Source organism: Aquimarina algicola (assembly GCF_006443095.1).
Taxonomy (GTDB): Bacteria; Bacteroidota; Bacteroidia; order Flavobacteriales; family Flavobacteriaceae; genus Aquimarina; species Aquimarina algicola.
In genome coordinates, this window is sequence record NZ_VFWZ01000002.1 from 661,693 (window position 1) to 680,895 (window position 19,203).

Sequence of the window (19,203 nt, forward strand, 5' to 3'; positions counted from 1 at the left end):
TGTTCTTTTTTCAGAAACACATCAAGACCAACTTTTTGTATAACTGTCTAATTATCATTCTATATGCTCAATAAAAGCATAAAATTTTTAATCGAGAACAAACTCGTAGCGGTACTGATGCTCGCTCTATTTGTGGGTTGGGGTATTGTAAATGCGCCCTTTGGTTGGGAAACTGGCATACTGCCTAGTAACCCCGTTGCCGTGGATGCCATACCTGATATTGGCGAAAATCAGCAAATCGTCTTTACCAAATGGCAAGGACGTTCGCCACAGGATATTGAAGACCAAATTACCTATCCACTCACTACTTCATTATTGGGAATACCTGGGGTGAAAACCATTAGAAGTTCCTCAATGTTCGGGTTTTCAAGCATCTATATCATTTTTGAAGAGGATATAGAATTCTATTGGTCACGAAGTCGAATCCTTGAAAAACTCAACTCACTTCCTAGTGGATTACTACCTGATGGTGTAAACCCAGCTTTAGGGCCTGATGCCACGGGATTAGGACAAATTTTCTGGTACACATTAGAAGGGCGAGATACCGATGGTAATGTTACAGGCGGATGGGATTTACAGGAACTTCGCAGTATTCAAGACTATTACGTGAAATATGCGTTATCCTCTGCAAGCGGTGTTTCAGAAGTGGCTTCTATTGGTGGTTATGTTCAGGAATATCAAGTGGACGTAAATCCTGAATTGATGCGCCAGTATAACATTGGGCTGACTGATATTGTAAAAGCTGTTAAACACAGTAATCAAGACATCGGTGCTCAAACGTTAGAAATGAATCAAGCAGAATATCTCGTCCGTGGATTGGGCTATGTGAAGTCTATTGAGGATATAGAAAATGCTGTTGTTACTTCTGAAAATTTCACTTCTTTAAGAATAAAAGACGTTGGTAAAGTTCATTTAGGGCCAGCTACAAGACGTGGCATTCTTGATAAAGAAGGTGCGGAAGTTGTCGGCGGTGTGGTTGTGGCTCGATATGGTGCAAATCCTATGGAAGTCATTAACAATGTTAAAGACCAAATCAACGATTTAAGTGCCGGACTACCTTCTAAAGAATTGGCCGATGGTCGCACTTCGCAAGTTACCATAGTTCCGTTTTATGACCGTACCGAACTCATTCAAGAAACATTAGGCACGCTGAATGAAGCCTTAACGCTAGAAATTTTAATTACAATTCTAGTTATCATCATAATGGTCTTTAACCTTAGAGCGTCTGTTCTGATTTCCGGACTATTACCTGTTGCGGTATTGATGGTTTTTATTGCGATGAAACTTTTCAATGTAGATGCGAACATTGTAGCACTTTCTGGAATCGCCATTGCCATAGGTACAATGGTCGATGTAGGTGTAATTCTGTCCGAAAATATTATTAGGCATTTGGATATGGAAAACACCGATTCTGAAGGAAATAAGCTGCCTATAAATACAGTCGTTTATAATGCGACCACAGAAGTTTCAGGTGCAATTCTTACGGCTGTACTAACCACCATTATTAGCTTTGTTCCAGTCTTTACAATGGTAGGTGCTGAAGGGAAATTATTCCGCCCGTTAGCCTTTACCAAGACAATGGCACTTACAGCGTCTATTATTGTCGCTCTATTTTTAATCCCACCATTTGCAGCTTTTTTATTCCGAAAGAAAAGCCTCAAAAACCCATTCAAATACATACTTAATATTTCTTTGATAATTGCGGGGATAATCGCAATGATATATGGGTTCTGGTTAGGTCTTATATTGATTGCCTTTGGTGCTTCTGGAATTGCTGGATTACAAGGAAAGTTGACCGAACAGAAAGCAAATTTGGTCAACATCATCATTTCATCGGTAGCCATTGTTTTCTTATTGGCTGAATACTGGCGACCCTTAGGTTTTGACCGAAGCATTGCAATGAACCTCATTTTTGTAAGTATCGTTTGCTTTGGATTGCTAGGTACATTTTGGGTCTTTCGCAAATACTATACAAGAATTTTAAGATGGGCTTTACGGAATAAATTTCTATTCCTTTCTATGCCAACGGCTATAGTCATATTCGGTGTTCTCATTATGCAGAATACTGGTAAGGAATTTATGCCTTCACTAAACGAGGGTTCATTCCTGTTGATGCCAACATCTTTACCGCACGCAGGGGTTGAAGAAAATAAACGGATTTTACAGCAATTGGATATGGCCGTCGCCACTATCCCTGAAATAAAAACGGTGGTCGGTAAATCTGGACGAACCGAGTCTGCGCTTGACCCTGCACCGCTTTCGATGTACGAAAATGTTATTCAGTACAAGTCTGAATATATGATGAATCTGGAAGGAAAACGAGAGCGATACAGAGTCAATGATGACGGGCTTTTTGTTCTAAAAAATAACAAATTGGTCATCAACCCTAATAATGAAGTTGAAAATGATGCAAACTATGAAGCATCACAACTACAAACTACTGTTACAAGAAATGAATTGATTGTTGATGATGACGGTGAATACTATCGAAATTGGCGTCCTGAAATTGAAAGTCCAGATGATATTTGGAATGAAATTGTAAGAGTCACAAAGCTGCCTGGCATTACTTCAGCACCAAAATTACAGCCGATTGAAACGAGGTTGGTAATGTTGCAAACAGGAATGCGTGCGCCAATGGGCATTAAAGTCAAAGGCCAGAATTTAAGTGAAATCGAAGATTTTGGTCTTCAGCTTGAAGCTGTTCTAAAGCAGGCTGAAGGGGTTAAAGAGCAAGCTGTTTTTGCAGACCGTATCGTAGGTAAACCCTACTTGCTTATTGATATTGACAGAGAGCAACTTGCACGATATGGCATTTCAATAATGAAGGTTCAGGAAATTTTGCAAGTAGCTGTAGGCGGAATGCCTCTCACGCAAACTGTGGAAGGGCGAGAACGCTATGCGGTTCGTGTACGTTATCCTCGTGAACTAAGAGAAAACCCAACGGACTTAAAGAATATTTATGTACCCGTAGAAAAAGGAAATCCTGTGCCTCTGGGTGAGTTGGTAGATATTCGTTACGAACAAGGACCACAAGTCATAAAAAGTGAGGACACTTTTTTAGTAGGCTATGTCCTTTTTGATAAACTGGATGGTTTTGCTGAAGTGGACGTGGTAGAAAATGCCCAAGCGTTAATTAAAGAGAAAATCGATAACGGTGAATTGACCGTTCCAAAAGGTATCAACTATCAATTTACAGGAACGTATGAAAATCAATTACGGGCAGAGAAAACATTGTCTGTTGTTGTTCCATTGGCACTCATCATTATCTTTTTGATTCTTTATTTCCAGTTCCGTTCAGTCGCTACTTCGCTAATGGTATTTACAGGAATTGCGGTTGCCTTTGCAGGTGGTTTCCTAATGATATGGTTTTATGGTCAAGACTGGTTCTTGAACTTCAATTTCTTTGGCGAAAACTTGCGGGAATTGTTCCAGATGCACACTATAAATCTAAGTGTAGCAGTATGGGTCGGATTCATTGCGCTGTTCGGTATTGCTACCGATGATGGTGTTGTAATGGCGACCTACCTCACACAAACATTTGACCGAAATACACCGGAAAACAAAAATGAAATTCGTGATTCGATAGTAGAAGCTGGCGAAAAGCGAATTCGTCCTTGCTTGATGACAACAGCAACAACCATACTAGCACTATTGCCCATTTTGACATCAACTGGTCGAGGAAGCGATATAATGATACCGATGGCCATACCAAGTTTCGGTGGGATGCTTATAGCATTGATTACGCTGTTTGTTGTTCCTGTGCTATTCAGTATGAAAAAAGAATTTCAATTAAAACGAGCGAGCAAATGAAAAATATAATAATCATAGTATGTCTTTTGCTTGTTTCCGCTCTCGCGAAAGCACAAGAATTACAGTCTTACATTCAGGAAGCAGAGGCAAACAATCCAGAAATTCAAGCCTATGAATTGCGGTATAATATTGCCCAAGAAAGGATAAATGAGGTTAACACATTGCCAAACACTACCGTTAGTGCAGGCTACTTTGTGAGCGAACCAGAAACGAGAACAGGTGCTCAGCGTGCACGATTTTCAATATCTCAAATGTTGCCTTGGTTCGGAACAATTACAGCAAGGGAAAATTATGCCAGTTCAATGGCTGAAACCGAATTTGTGGAAATTGCTATTGCCAAACGAAAATTGGCGCTTTCCGTCGCCCAATCGTATTACACTTTGTATGCCAATAAGGCGAAACAAAATGTACTGGACGATAATATTCAATTATTGAAAACCTACGAGCGTTTGGCATTGACATCTGTTGAAGTTGGAAAAGCCTCGGCTGTGGATGTCCTACGTTTACAAATCCGTCAGAATGAACTGCAACAACAAAAGGAAGTTTTGCAGGAAGAATATCTCGCAGAACAAACCGTGTTCAATAATCTGCTGAATCGTGAGGAAGATATTGTCGTTGATGTTGTTCCAGAAATGATGATTCCATCGGAAGACCCTGTTTTTAGTGATGAAGGATTATCCCTCAATCCTGAACTGCTTAAATACGACAAGCTCTACAAATCCGTAGAGCAATCAGAACTTTTGAATCAAAAAGAAAGTGCGCCAAATCTAGGATTTGGGCTAGACTATGTTCCCGTGGCAGAGCGACCAGCGATGAACTTTAACGATAACGGAAAGGATATAGTGATGCCAATGGTTACAATTTCCATACCTATTTTCAATAATAAGTATAGCTCTGTTTCCAAGCAAAACAAGTTGCGACAACAGGAAATAGAATCTCAAAAAAATGAGCGATTGAACACGTTGGAAACTGCTTTCGCAAAGGCAAAATCACAACGTAATCAAGCACGGATAAAATTCAATACTCAGGAAAAAAATCTAAAACAGGCAAAGGATGCTGAAGAAATTCTGATAAAGAATTACGAAACGGGTACCATAGATTTTAACGATGTGCTAGACATACAGGAATTACAACTAAAATTTCAAATTAATCAAATCGTGTCGGTGCAAATGTACTATGTGCAATCTGCCGTCATCAATTATTTAATAAATCAATAATCTAAAATTATAACAATGAAAACACTATTTAAGACAACAGTATTAATGCTTGCTATCGCAAGTTTGGTTTCGTGTAAAAATGAAATAAAAAATGACAACAAAAATTCAGATTCAGTTACTGAGACTGCCAAGTCAGCTGAATTAACCTTTAATGATAATAAGGTTGGAAAACAATTTCAACACTACATTCATTTAAAAACCGCATTGGTAAACTCAGATTTCAATGAGGCTCAATCCGGGGCAAAAATGTTAATGGGAAACACGGATGATGCAGATTTAAAAGGTATGCTCTCTAAAATTTCAGAAACAAATGATATCGAAGTACAACGTACCATATTTTCCGATGTTACGGAAAAGATGACTGATGTGGTAGCTGAATCACTTTCTAGTGGTGAGGTCTATAAACAATTTTGCCCAATGGCCTTTAACAACAAAGGCGGTTACTGGCTCTCTAAAGAAGAGGAAATCCGCAATCCATACTTCGGGAATAAGATGTTGAAATGTGGTAAAGTCACAGAAACTTTGAAGTAATCAACTATGGGTCGTTTATCAGAACAAATTCTTGTCTTAGTGTCATTTGCTTTATTAGTGGTTGGTTGTAATTCAGGCAATCAGAATACGGAAGTAAAATACTCAGGTGCATTGCGCTCAATGATGTCTGGTAATTTACAAGCGACTGCTTATTTGGACTCGCTTTCAAAAAAGCCTCATTTATATGCATTGGGTGCTTTTGAAAATTTGAAAGGTGAGATTCAAATTTTTGACGGCAAGGCATTTAACTCAACTGTGCAATCTGGAAATCTTGTCTTTGATAAAACCTTTGATAAAAGGGCTTCACTCATTGTTTATGCTGAAATAGCGAATTGGCAGAATATTGAAATTCCTAGTGCAATTAATTCTTCAAAGAAATTAGAAATATTCATTGAGGAACAGGCGAAACAGTTAGGCATTGATACCGAAAAGCCCATCCCTTTTTTAATTGAAGGAAAATCACAATCACTAAGCTGGCACGTCATCAATTGGAAAGATGGCGATACTGAACACACCCATCAAAAGCATAAGGAATCTGGTTTAAATGGTGTTGAGGAAAATAAGGAAGTTGAAATTATTGGTTTCTTTTCCAAATCGCATCAAGCGGTATTTACTCATCATACTACCTTTTTGCATATGCATTTTAAAAGTCAAAATGAAGAATTGGCCGGACACGTTGATGACTTAAAATTAGGTAGTAATATGATTTTAAAATTACCAAAACCGTAAAGTATGAATCAAATAGTTCTTGCGGTCATATCGGCACTTGTCATTATTGCAGGGATTGAGGCATTAAAACTTAATCGCCGTAAAATGGGTGCGCTTATTTTAACAGGTATTGCCTTTATATACATTGGCTTTACCCCAACTGAATTTCCAGAAGTAGTATTTGAATCATTGCACGCCATTGCCTTTTTGTTGATAGCGTATTACGGATTGACTGTAGATAAGAATTTGATATGGATAGGATTGGTGCTTCACGCGCTATGGGATGCCGGGCATCTTTACTATCAAGTAGATTATCCACCTCAAGGTTATGAGGTATTCTGTATTGAAGTAGACTTGATTTTGGCCATCTACTTTTATATAAGAATGAAAAGATGAAACAACGATGAAGCTAAAATTAAAAAATATGGTTTGTGACCGTTGTAAAACGGTCTTAAAGCAAGAACTGGATAAGGCAGGAATAAAGGTGCTTTCAATTGAGCTTGGGGAATTAATCGTAATGGATGAGACCTCGGTTAGTCAGGATGTTCTAAAAGAAATTATTGAAAGTAACGGTTTTGAAATCATTGACGACCAAAACTCAATTTTAGTAGAGAATGTCAAATTGTTTTTGATTGAAAGTGTAGAATCCTTGAAAGGATTGCAGGAAAATCTATCGGTAATTCTATCCAAGGAATTAAAGACGGAATATTCTATAATCAGTAAATCTTTTAGTGCTTCTGCTGGAATTACCATTGAAAAATATCTCATTCGTTTGAAGGTCGAAAAAGCCAAAGAACTCTTGCAAATGGACAATATGACTTTCTCTGAGATTGCTTATTCATTGGATTACAGTAGTGGAAGCCATCTAGCAAAGCAGTTCAAAAATAGCACTGGTATGTCGATGACAGAATATAAAAAATTACAAAAATGGAATAGAAAAACCCTAGACAAAATTGTATAAGCATTAACCTGAATTATCAAAGCCTTTGACATTGAATCTGAATATTTTGCTCAGTTCAATTCTAAATATTATTAAAAATGAAACACACATATCAAATTCAAGGAATGACCTGTAAAGGTTGTATGAGAACCGTTAAAATGGCTTTGACGGATGTGCCTAATGTTACAGGTGTTGAGATAGACTTTGATTCTACTACTGCGGTTATAGAAATGTCAGAACATATACCCATAGAAAAATTTGAAGCGGCTTTACAAGAGAAGAAAAACAAATACCATATTCATCCAATCAAGTCAAATGGTATTATAACAAGAACATTTCCGGTAAACGGAATGACCTGCAACGGTTGTAAGTCACACGTTGAGGATACACTTTCTAAAGTAAATAAGGTTGAAAATGTTTCTGTGAATTTGGAAAAAGCGGAAGCCACAATCGATATGGAAACCGAAATACCGATTGAGGAATTTCAAGATATTTTGAAAAAAGACGGTAGTACTTACAGTATTTATGAAGCAGGTCAGCGTCCAGAATCTACCGAGAAGAAAAATCAAAAGTCAAAAGGCCTAGGAACTGGAAAGTTCTATTGCCCGATGCATTGCGAAGGCGACAAAACCTATGACAAGCCAGGTGATTGTCCTGTTTGTGGAATGGATTTGGTCGAAGAACAAAATCTATCCAATTCTTCAGCTACTCAATATACGTGTCCTATGCATCCCGAAATCGTAAAAGATGAAGCTGGAAGCTGTCCAATTTGCGGGATGGATTTAGTACCTATGGAACCCGACCTCTCAGCTGAGGAAAAGACTTATAGAAAGCTGCTTAAAAAATTCTGGATTGCAGTTGCATTTACATTGCCCATCTTTTTGATTGCAATGTCCGAAATGCTGACCAATAATCCATTATATGATATTCTGGAATTGAAGTATTGGAATTGGATTCAGTTTGTGCTTTCCATTCCTGTCGTATTTTATGCTACTTGGATGTTCTTTGAACGTGCCTACCGCAGTATTAAAACTTGGAATCTCAATATGTTTACGCTCATTGGAATAGGTGCTGGTGTAGCTTGGTTATTTAGTGTAATAGGTATGCTTACACCTGACTTTTTCCCAGACCAATTTAAGACCGAAGCAGGTACGGTTCACGTCTATTTTGAAGCTGCTACTGTAATCCTCACTTTAGTCCTTTTGGGGCAGTTACTTGAAGCTCGTGCTCACAGCAAGACCAATTCCGCAGTAAAAGAGCTATTGAAGCTAGCACCTAATAAAGCTATTAAAATAGTCAATGGCGAAGAGAAAGAAGTAAGTATCGATGATATTGAATTAGGCGACATTATAAGAGTTAAGCCAGGCGATAAGATTCCTGTGGATGGTGTTTTGACCGAAGGGGAAACTTCCGTTGACGAATCGATGATTACAGGCGAACCGATTCCCGTAAACAAAATCGTAGACGATAAGGTCAGTAGCGGAACAATCAATGGAAATCAGTCCTTTTTAATGAAAGCTGAAAAAGTTGGTTCAGACACGCTATTATCCCAAATCATCCATATGGTAAACGATGCTAGTCGCAGCCGTGCGCCCATCCAGAATTTGGCAGATAAGGTTTCGGGATATTTTGTACCAGTTGTGGTCATAATTGCCCTGATAACCTTTGCGGTCTGGGCAATATGGGGACCAGAGCCAGCCTATGTTTATGCCTTGGTCAATGCCATCGCTGTATTAATAATCGCTTGTCCTTGTGCTTTAGGTCTTGCAACACCAATGTCCGTAATGGTAGGTGTTGGTAAAGGTGCACAAAATGGGGTGCTTATCAAAAACGCTGAAGCCCTCGAAAAGATGGACAAGGTAGATACACTCATAGTTGACAAAACGGGAACAATTACGGAAGGTAAACCGACAGTTGAAAAAGTTGGGGCTTTTGATAATGGCTTTACTGAAAATGAAGTACTACAATATATCGTTTCCCTGAACAGCCAAAGTGAGCATCCACTCGCTGAAGCAACAGTTAAATACGGAAAGGAACAACAAACTGAATTTCTAAAAGCGACTGGTTTCAATGCTGTAACTGGTAAGGGTGTTGAAGGAAAGGTCAATGGAAAAGAACTGTCTTTGGGCAATACTAAAATGATGGAAGTAGCAAATGCGAAACTTTCAGAGGCTATGGAAAATGAGGCACTAACCTATCAAAAGCAAGGCAAGACGGTTTCTTATCTGGCTATTGATGGTAAGACTGTTGGATATGTTGTAATAGGTGATAAAATCAAGAAAACAAGTGCCAAAGCTATCAAAGCATTACAGGACAAAAATATTGACGTCATAATGCTAACTGGCGACAATCACGATACAGCACAAGCCGTGGCAAAAGAGCTCAACCTAGCTGATTTCAAGGCAGGAATGTTACCTGAAAATAAATTACAGGAAGTTGAAAAATTGCAGAATAATGGTCACGTAGTCGCAATGGCGGGTGATGGTATCAATGATGCCCCTGCATTGGCAAAGAGTGATATTGGAATAGCAATGGGAACAGGAACAGATGTAGCTATTGAAAGTGCGGCACTCACATTGGTAAAAGGCGACTTGCAAGGGATTGTGAAAGCCAGAAATTTGAGTGATGTTGTTATGCGGAACATCAAGCAGAATCTGTTCTTTGCCCTCATCTATAATACGTTGGGTATACCGATAGCAGCCGGTTTACTCTACCCATTTTTCGGAATCCTTTTATCCCCAATGATTGCCGCTTTAGCAATGAGTTTCAGTTCCGTATCGGTTATTGCTAACGCACTAAGATTAAGAACAAAATCAATTAAATAATTCTTTAACTATAAAAACCAAAATTTATGAATTCACAAGAACACAAAAACGAGAACAATGGATTAAGTAAGTACACTAAATTTTACTTGATGCTCGGTTGCTCATTCATTGCTATGTACATCACAATGTACTTAAACACATATTCTTTAGACCACGTATTTTTTAGCTTGACCCGGTTTTATATGGTATGTCTTGGCATAGCGACTATGGCCGTAATAATGTGGTTTTTTATGCGGAATATGTATACCGATAAAAAGAAGAATATTGCCATTTTGGTAGGCAGCCTAATCCTATTTGTTGGGGCTTTGACTTTAGTAAGAGAACAAAAGACAACAGTTGGGGACGTTCTCTGGATGAAAGCTATGATTCCCCATCACTCTATTGCGATTTTAACGAGTGAACGTGCTGATATTAAAGACCCTGAAGTGAAGAAACTGGCACAGGATATCATCAAGGCACAAAAGAAGGAAATTGAAGAAATGAAGCAGATGATTGAACGATTAGAAAATAAATAATTTGATATGAACAAAAACATTTTATACATCGGTATCGCAGCTGTGATAGGACTTTTAGGTGGGTGGCTCATTTTTGGTGGCAATTCTACCGAAAAAGACGAGGCGGCAATGACCGAAACGCACGACCATTCTGCCGAAAGTGCTGAACAAATGTGGACGTGCTCTATGCATCCACAAATTATGCAACCAGAACCAGGCGACTGTCCTATATGCGGTATGGATTTAATTCCGGCAGAATCTAGTGCTGATGGCCTTGCAATGAATGAAATAAAGATGACCAAAAATGCAATGGCTTTGGCAAACATTCAAACTAGTGTTGTCGGCAATGCATCGGCAGACAGCGAAAATATGATTTCGCTTTCAGGAAAAATCAAAATGAATGAAGAGGAAAACGCCATTCAGGCGAGTTATTTTGATGGTAGGATTGAACGGCTCAATGTCAACTTTGAGGGTCAGGAAGTAAGGAAAGGACAACTTTTGGCAACCATTTATGCGCCAAATTTAGTAGCGGCTCAGCAAGAATTGATAACCGCAGCTTCCCTTAAAGCATCGCAACCAGAATTATATAAAGCGGTACGCAATAAACTTAAACTTTGGAAGCTATCGGAAAGCCAAATTAATAGTATCGAAGAATCAGGGAAGGTTAGAGAAAACTTTCCCATACACGCAACGGTTAGCGGTACGGTATCTGAAAAGATGGCTTCTGAAGGCGATTACGTAAAGCAAGGGCAACCCATCGTAAAGGTGAGCAATCTAAATTCGGTATGGGCTGAATTTGATGCTTATGAAAACCAGATTTCAGAATTTAAGAAAGGCCAAAAAATCAAGGTTACAACCAATGCTTATCCCAACGAGGTATTTGATGCCAAGGTTTCATTTATAGACCCTGTTCTGAATACTCAAACGAGAACGGTCGTAGTTCGGGCCAATTTGAAAAACAATAAAGGCCTTTTTAAGCCTGGGATGTTTGTCACAGGTAGAATAAAAAGTAAATCGAATAGCTCAGAAGCACAACTTAGTATCCCAGCGAGTGCGGTATTGTGGACGGGCGAACGCTCATTAATTTACATCAAGACAAATCCAAATGAACCCATTTTTGAAATGCGGGAAGTAACGCTCGGCAATCGAGTTGGTGATATTTTTATGGTTGCATCCGGATTACAAGAAGGCGATGAAATAGTAACTAATGGGACTTTCACGGTGGATGCAGCTGCTCAATTGCAGGGCAAGAAATCAATGATGAATAAATCAGGTGGAAAAACAATGGCAGGACACGAAGGACACTTAGGTATGCAGAATACAGATAACGAAACCACTAGTAGTTCAACAATGAGAATGGAACTTCCAGAAACAGTTCAAGCTGCATTTCAGTCTGCTTTAATACCTTATCTTAGAATGAAAGATGCCTTTGTGGCTAGTGATGCTGAACAAGTCTCTACTTTTTCAAAGGAAACTTTAGAGGTATTAAAATCTATTTCTGATTCAGATTTGGGTAGAATGGAACAAGCCCACATTTCCAAAATAAAAAAAATGTTGAAGTCAATAAACGAAAGTGATAACATCGAAAATCAGCGTAGCCATTTTGTGGTTTTGAACCAAAATTTTATACCGATTGTAAAGACTATAAAAGGGTTGAACCCAAAGGTATATATTCAGAAATGCCCAATGGCAAATAACAACAGAGGGGCGTTTTGGATAAGTAAAGATAAATTCATCAGTAACCCTTATTATGGCGAACAGATGCTTACTTGTGGAAGTGTAGTTGATTCATTGAAATAATACTTTGCAACACAGTTGCACGAAAATCTTTTTATCTTTATAGCTTGAAATACTTTACACTCATATTAGCAATTTACTTCTTAGCACTTAATGGTGTGCCCTGCAGCGATACAGGAAACATTAATGAAGATTCCCAAGTAGTTTCCTTAATTGACTATGATGGTGAGCACGACCAAGATTGTGAATTATGTTCGCCCTTTTGCCATTGTCATTGTTGCCACGTTCACACTATAGATTTTGGCATAACTTCATTCGAACCATATCAACCTAAGATTTCACAAGAGTACTTCGACCATTTCGATGGTTTTGAAAACAACTTTTTTCATTCCCTTTTACAGCCCCCACAGGTATAAATCAGTTTTCATAGGATAGCTATATCCTGTTTTGACGTGTCCTTATTTTGGATATGTCAAAATAGTGCATTGCATTTCTGTAATGCGCCCACAGAGAATTTAAACTGAATTAACACCCATATCTATGATTAATAAAATCATTGATTTTTCAATCAATAACAAATTTATTATTGGTCTGCTCACACTTGCATTAATTGGTGCAGGTATCTATAGTATGACCCAAGTTCCTATTGATGCCGTGCCAGATATTACCAATAATCAGGTACAGGTCATTACACAATCGCCCAATCTGGGGACAGAGGATATTGAGCAATTTGTAACCTATCCTGTCGAGGTGGCAATGAGCAACCTACCCAATGTCAAGGAAATTCGTTCGATTTCCCGCTTCGGACTCTCCGTAGTGACCATCGTCTTTGATGACGGTGTCGGAACGTATCTTCCCAGACAGCTTGTAGCAGAAAAACTGACAGAAGTACAAGAACAAATCCCTATGGGTTTTGGTGAGCCTTCTATGGGTCCCATTTCTACAGGGCTAGGCGAAATCTATCAATACACCCTAGAGGTTGAAGCCGAATACCAAAGTGAATATTCATCTACAGAACTGCGAACAATTCAAGATTGGATAGTACGTAGACAAATGGCAATGGTTCCTGGCGTCGTGGAAGTAAATGCCTTTGGTGGCAATAAAAAACAATATGAAGTTGCAGTAGACCCAAACGAACTTCGAGCTATTGGTATCACAATTTCCGAAGTGTTCTCAGCTTTGGAAAACAACAATCAGAATACGGGCGGTGCTTATATCGAGCGTAATCATCAAGCTAATTTTATACGTGGCGAGGGTCTTGCAAGAACTGTATCGGATATAGAAAATATGGTCGTCAAGACGGTCAATGGTATTCCTATCAAGATTAAAGATGTTGGTAAGGTGAGTATAGGAAGTGCCGTCCGTTACGGTGCGCTGACCAAAGATGGCAAAGGCGAAGCTGTTGGCGGAATGATTTTGATGCTTAAAGGGGCTAATTCCAACGAAGTTATCGAAAACGTGACCCAACGTATGGAACAGATTCAGCAATCACTTCCTAAAGGTGTTAGTATAAAACCATTTCTTGACCGAAGTGAATTGATTGCGGAAACAACGGGAACGGTAACTGGAAACCTTTTGGAAGGTGGGCTTATCGTAATCTTTGTTTTGGTTTTGCTCTTGGGAAATTGGCGTGGTGGTCTTATAGTAGCATCCACTATTCCGCTATCGCTTTTGTTTGCATTCATACTAATGAACGTTTTTGACGTATGGGCGAACCTGATGAGTTTGGGGGCGATTGACTTTGGAATCATCGTGGACGGTGCGGTCATCATCGTAGAAAGTACTGTTTTCTTAATGTATTCTTATGTAGTTAAAAAGAAGACCGTGAGTTCTGAAACGAGGGACGAAATCGCTGCAAAGGCTTCTAAAAAGATGATGAACGCCGCCTTCTTCGGCCAGCTTATAATTCTTATTGTCTTCCTACCCATTTTAGCTTTGGAAGGTGTCGAAGGCAAGATGTTTCAGCCTATGGCGCTGACCTTCATCTTTGCGATGATTGGTGCAATGTTGCTTTGTCTGACCTATGTTCCAATGATTTCAGCGTTATTCTTAAGACCGCCAAAATCCGAAAAAAAGTCTTACGGCGATAAGTTTGTCCATTGGATTGAAAGAAAATACGAGCCGCTGTTGACCAAATCGCTTACTAAAGGGAAGATGGTTATAGGTATCGCTATTGCTCTTTTTGCAGTTGCCATTTTTGCCTTTACCAGAATGGGCGGCGAATTTATCCCACAGTTGGATGAAGGCGATATTGCGTTTCACGCCATCCTAAAACCCGGAAGTTCCCTCTCAGAAACCATAGAAACAACCACAAAAATAGAGCAAATAGTTAAGGCGGAATTTCCAGAGGTGGAAACTATCATCAGCCGTATCGGTGTGGCCGATGTACCTACTGACCCGATGCCGATGGACATTGCCGATGTCTTCGTCATCCTTAAACCAAGTGATGAATGGACATCCGCCGAAAGCAAAGATGAACTGGTCGAAAAAATGAAGGATGCCATAAGCATCGTACCCGGGGTCAATTATGAATTTACCCAGCCTATAGAAATGCGTTTTAACGAACTACTTACGGGTGTACGTGAAGATGTTGCTATTAAACTGTTTGGGGAAGATTTGGACATACTGGCAAGCAAAGCGGAAGAAATGGGTAAAATCATTGCAACTGTTCCGGGTGTTGCGGATATGAAAGTAGAGGCTACCGATGGCCTTCCGCAAATTACGGTTAACTATAATCGTAACAAGCTCGCGCAATACGGTCTTGAAATCAACCAACTCAATAGTGTGTTACAAGCTGCATTTGCAGGTGGAAAAGCAGGCGTAATTTTCGAGGGGGAAAAGCGGTTCGATTTGGTAGTTCGCCTACAAAAAGAGAATCGGGAAAGCATTGCTGACATTAAAAACCTGTTCATAAACCTTCCAAATGGTTCACAAATTCCGCTACGTGAAATTGCAGAAGTGAGTTATGAGCCTGGTCCAATGCAAATAAGTAGAGACAATACAAATAGACGAACGTATGTAGGTATCAATATTCGTGACCGTGATGTTAAATCTGTAGTAGAAGAAATTCAGGATAAATTAGATGCCCAATTTGAATTACCACCTGGATATTACATTCGTTATGGTGGGGCTTTTGAAAACCTCGAACGTGCCAGCAGTAGGTTACAGACTGTTGTGCCAATAGCTTTATTGCTCATATTCATTCTGATTTACTTTGCCCTAAAATCCTTTCCGCAAACCTTGATGATTTATGTAGCAATACCTATGGCGACCATAGGTGGCGTGTTCGCTCTATGGCTTCGGGATATGCCTTTTAGTATTTCGGCAGGGGTCGGTTTTATTGTGCTCTTTGGGGTAGCTGTACTGAATGGATTGGTAATGATAAGCGGTCTGAATGAACTGAAGGAAGAAGGCGTAACAAACTTAAAAGACAGGATTGTGGAAGGCACAAAACGTAGGATACGCCCGATTATGCTTACTGCCTTTACCGATATTCTTGGTTTTTTGCCTATGGCTATTTCAGCGTCTGCAGGGGCGGAAGTGCAACGACCCTTGGCTACCGTGGTTATTGGTGGATTGATAACTTCAACCCTTTTAACGCTGTTTATTCTGCCCATTTTTTATCAATGGGTCGAGAAACGTTCTGAACGAAAGGCAAAATTGAATCCAAAATTTGCTACCGCTATGGCAGTAGTTTGTTTGCTATTTACTTCTGCTTTCGTAAAAGCGCAGCAAGTTCCACAGAATGATTCGCTGCCGGTAATATTATTGGAAAAAGCGGTAGAAGTTTCTAAAGAAAATTATCCGCTCTTGAAAACGAAACAGTTGGAAATTCAAAGACAAACTGCATTAAAGGGGACTGCTTACGACTTTGGCAACACCCAAGTGTTTACGGGTGGCGAGGAAATATCGGATGGTCAGGGTATTTATACATTGGTTGGCTTAGGGCAACAGAATATCAACTTATTCGGCATAGGTGCGAAAAAGCGTCTGCAAAAGCAACGTATCGCTTTGGCCGAAACAGCTCTTGACCTTTCTGAACTTCAAATAGAACAGGAAGTTAAAAAAGCTTGGTCGCAAGCCTATCAGCAAAGGCAAAAATTTGAACTGTACCAAGAACTGGATTCTATCTATTCACAATTTGAAAAAGCCATTGCGCTCAATTATGAGGTAGAAGCCATTTCACGCTTGGAATATTCATCAGCTACCAATCAAGCCTTGCAAATCCGCAACAAATTGCAACAGGCCGAAAGCGATTACGCCATTGCCCTTCAAAAACTAAACCTATGGTTAGTTTCAGACACTTTCTATACTGTACCTAAATCGCTTGACGAAAGTGAATTTGCCGTATTGGGCATACCCACAACAGTGGAAAATCATCCCAAACTGAAACTTTCGCAAAAGCAAATTGATGAAGCTGAGGCAAATTATGACGCAGCTCGTGCTGACTTGCTTCCCAAGTTTAATCTTCAGGGCGGACTTCAAACAGTGAACGGCAATAGCGGGTTTTACACTTATCAGGCCGGTATTTCCATTCCTTTATTTTCTGGTACGGAACGTAGCCAAGCCAAGGCCGCTAAAATTGACGGCGAAATTGCAAGAACTAATGCCGATTATACACAACGCCAATTGCAATCCGAATATCAGCAGTCCTTACAGTCCTATCAAAAGTGGGAAACATCTTGGCAATTTTATAAAAATAAAGCCTTACCCCTTGCCGAAGAGCAACGCAGAGGCGCACTACTTGCCTACAAGGAAGGTGCAGTGGACTATGCAGCATTTACACAAATAATAAGGGATGCCATAAATACCGAAATGGATGCGCTGGATGCGCTCGACAATTATCTAAAATCAGTTTTCGAACTACAATATTTTAAACAATAATGAAAAATCTATCTAAATATACAGTCATCGGTTTATTGGTTATGCTCTTAGGGTTAACCTCTTGTGGTGATTCTAAATCAGAGTCAGCTGAAAACAATAAAGGAAATTCTGAAACGGAAGAAGCCCACACAGAAGGCGAAGCTGAGGAAGTGATGCTCACAGCAAAACAGTTCGATGCATTACAAATGAAAATCGACACCTTACAAATGCGAAATATGAGCGGGTATGTGGAAGCGAACGGTCAACTGGAAGTCCCGCCCCAGAACGAGGCCACCATAACAACAGTTGTAGGTGCAAACGTGGTTTCCATCGAGGTTATCGAGGGTGATAAGGTCAATAAAGGGCAAACAGTCGCTTACCTCTCGCATCCCAACATCATTCAGAAACAGACAGACTACTTAAATGCTTTTAGTAACAGTCAGTTTCTGAAAAAGGAATATGAACGACAAAAAACCCTTTACGATGCGGGTGTAGGAAGCGGTGCCAATTTCCAAAAGGCAGAAGCTGAATACCAAGCATCCCGAAGTATGGCAAAAGGTCTTGAAGCCCAACTGCAACAACTTAACGTTAGTGCATCGGGCGTAAGAAACGGAACGATTTACCAGCGTGTGGCGCTCAGAAGTCCCATCGAAGGATTTGTACAAAAGGTAGAAGTCAAAACAGGGCAGTATGTAGAACCCCAGACCGACCTAATGGAAATCGTGGACACCCACCACGTGCACGCCGATTTGATGGTCTTTGAAAAGGATGTCTATAGGGTAAAGGAAGGTCAAAAAGTAACGTTTAATGTCCAATCCAATCAAGGGCAGGAACTGACCGCGGAAATCTATTCCGTAGGCAAAACTTTTGAGCAGAACCCGAAAGCGATACACGTTCACGCAGAAATTGAGAACAAGGAAGGCAACCTGATACCCGGAATGTACATTCAGGGACGTATACAAACGGATAACAATAAGACGTTGGCTATACCCGAAAGTGCCCTAGCCGCTGATGGTAACCGATTTTTTGTGTTTTTAGCTGAAAAGGAAGGTAACGATTGGGCTTTTACACCTAATGAAATAACAAAGGGGGCTAAAGACGGGGAATGGATTCCTATTGATTTTCTAACGGAACAAAAATCGAATGCCAAATATGCCTTAAACAACGGTTACTATTTAATGGCAGAAATGAAAAAAGGCGAAGCAGAACACTCACATTAAAATTGATTAATAACATCATTAGATGAAAGAAATAGAAAAAACATTGGAAAACAAAAGTGTGCGACCTACGGCAATGCGCATTTTGATTTATAAGTATATGGCCGAGAAAGAAATTGCTGTTGCATTAACAGACATTGAGAACGCTTTCGCGAAAGCGGACAGAACTACGCTCTATCGAACCTTAAAAACTTTTGAAGAAAAAGGAATCGTGCACCAAATAGACGATGGCACTAATATTTCAAAATATGCGCTTTGTGAACCTGGGTGCAATTGTGAAATCGAACAAGATTTACACCTGCATTTTCATTGCAACAACTGCGATGAAACCGTATGTCTTACAGAACATAAGATACCGCAGGTTAATCTACCAGATGGATATGTGGCTGAGGATGCTAACTTGGTTATAAAAGGTATTTGCGAAAAGTGTAGCGGGCAATAAATGCACTTCCGTTGCACGGTTTAAACCTGTACTTTGAACGCTGAAAAATAAGAACTTATGATACAGTTTATAGATACGAAAAAAGAGAACCTAATTGCCGCAAAGCTTTCGGGTAAATTGAACGAAGAAAATTTAAAAACCATTCACAAACAAATCCATCGAATCATCGACAAGGGTCACAAAGTGGACTTCTATTTTGAAATGGAAGATTTTGAAGGCTATACTATTAAAGGGTTTTGGGAAGACATCAAGACTGATGTAGCACATATCAAGGATTACGGGAAAATAGCATTCGTTGGAAATGAAAAATGGCAAGAATGGGCAGCAAAGGCAACCGATTTCTTTACCGGAAGCGAAGCCAAATATTTTGAAGCCAAAAATAAGGAACAGGCTATGACTTGGATTAATTTATAAAAACT

General features: G+C 39.6%; 14 protein-coding genes. All 14 read left to right on the forward strand.

What is annotated here, in order from left to right; translation table 11 throughout:
• The first annotated feature begins 63 nt into the window (after window positions 1–63).
• The 14 genes from FHK87_RS06840 (at window position 64) to FHK87_RS06905 (ending at window position 19,198) form a co-directional block, all read left to right on the forward strand.
• Window positions 64–3,810, forward strand: a complete 3,747-nt coding sequence (locus FHK87_RS06840; RefSeq protein WP_140591910.1) for an efflux RND transporter permease subunit — start codon at window positions 64–66, stop codon at window positions 3,808–3,810.
• Window positions 3,807–5,027, forward strand: coding sequence for a TolC family protein (locus tag FHK87_RS06845; protein ID WP_140591913.1), 1,221 nt, complete (start codon window positions 3,807–3,809; stop codon window positions 5,025–5,027). Before FHK87_RS06840 ends, FHK87_RS06845 begins: the two co-directional genes overlap by 4 nt.
• Window positions 5,028–5,042: 15 nt before the next feature.
• Entirely contained in the window at window positions 5,043–5,558 is a 516-nt protein-coding gene (locus tag FHK87_RS06850) for a DUF3347 domain-containing protein (RefSeq protein WP_140591915.1), read from the forward strand.
• Window positions 5,559–5,564: 6 nt separating this feature from the next.
• Window positions 5,565–6,287, forward strand: coding sequence for an acetolactate decarboxylase (locus tag FHK87_RS06855; RefSeq protein ID WP_140591918.1), 723 nt, complete (start codon window positions 5,565–5,567; stop codon window positions 6,285–6,287).
• Between the two features lie 3 nt (window positions 6,288–6,290).
• A complete protein-coding gene (locus FHK87_RS06860) occupies window positions 6,291–6,662 on the forward strand; it encodes a DUF6010 family protein (protein ID WP_140591920.1) in 372 nt (123 codons plus the stop codon).
• A gap of 28 nt (window positions 6,663–6,690) precedes the next feature.
• On the forward strand, window positions 6,691–7,227 hold the full coding sequence (locus FHK87_RS06865; RefSeq protein WP_140591922.1) for a helix-turn-helix domain-containing protein: 537 nt from the start codon (window positions 6,691–6,693) through the stop codon (window positions 7,225–7,227).
• Between the two features lie 77 nt (window positions 7,228–7,304).
• Window positions 7,305–10,031, forward strand: a complete 2,727-nt coding sequence (locus FHK87_RS06870; RefSeq protein ID WP_140591925.1) for a heavy metal translocating P-type ATPase — start codon at window positions 7,305–7,307, stop codon at window positions 10,029–10,031.
• Window positions 10,032–10,057: 26 nt separating this feature from the next.
• Window positions 10,058–10,546, forward strand: a complete 489-nt coding sequence (locus FHK87_RS06875; protein ID WP_140591927.1) for a DUF305 domain-containing protein — start codon at window positions 10,058–10,060, stop codon at window positions 10,544–10,546.
• A 6-nt stretch (window positions 10,547–10,552) separates the two neighbouring features.
• Window positions 10,553–12,325 (forward strand): efflux RND transporter periplasmic adaptor subunit, encoded by a 1,773-nt coding sequence (locus tag FHK87_RS06880; RefSeq protein WP_140591930.1) that lies wholly within the window; start codon window positions 10,553–10,555, stop codon window positions 12,323–12,325.
• Window positions 12,326–12,369: 44 nt separating this feature from the next.
• The gene (locus FHK87_RS26570) at window positions 12,370–12,678 is read left to right on the forward strand and encodes a DUF6660 family protein (RefSeq protein WP_140591933.1); all 309 of its coding nucleotides are present in this window, start codon (window positions 12,370–12,372) and stop codon (window positions 12,676–12,678) included.
• A 124-nt stretch (window positions 12,679–12,802) separates the two neighbouring features.
• A complete protein-coding gene (locus FHK87_RS06890) occupies window positions 12,803–17,146 on the forward strand; it encodes a CusA/CzcA family heavy metal efflux RND transporter (RefSeq protein WP_140591935.1) in 4,344 nt (1,447 codons plus the stop codon).
• The gene (locus tag FHK87_RS06895; RefSeq protein ID WP_140591938.1) at window positions 17,146–18,345 is read left to right on the forward strand and encodes an efflux RND transporter periplasmic adaptor subunit; all 1,200 of its coding nucleotides are present in this window, start codon (window positions 17,146–17,148) and stop codon (window positions 18,343–18,345) included. Before FHK87_RS06890 ends, FHK87_RS06895 begins: the two co-directional genes overlap by 1 nt.
• Window positions 18,346–18,367: 22 nt before the next feature.
• A complete protein-coding gene (locus FHK87_RS06900; RefSeq protein WP_126160965.1) occupies window positions 18,368–18,784 on the forward strand; it encodes a Fur family transcriptional regulator in 417 nt (138 codons plus the stop codon).
• A 57-nt stretch (window positions 18,785–18,841) separates the two neighbouring features.
• On the forward strand, window positions 18,842–19,198 hold the full coding sequence (locus FHK87_RS06905; protein ID WP_140591940.1) for a SpoIIAA family protein: 357 nt from the start codon (window positions 18,842–18,844) through the stop codon (window positions 19,196–19,198).
• The last annotated feature ends 5 nt before the right edge of the window (window positions 19,199–19,203 follow it).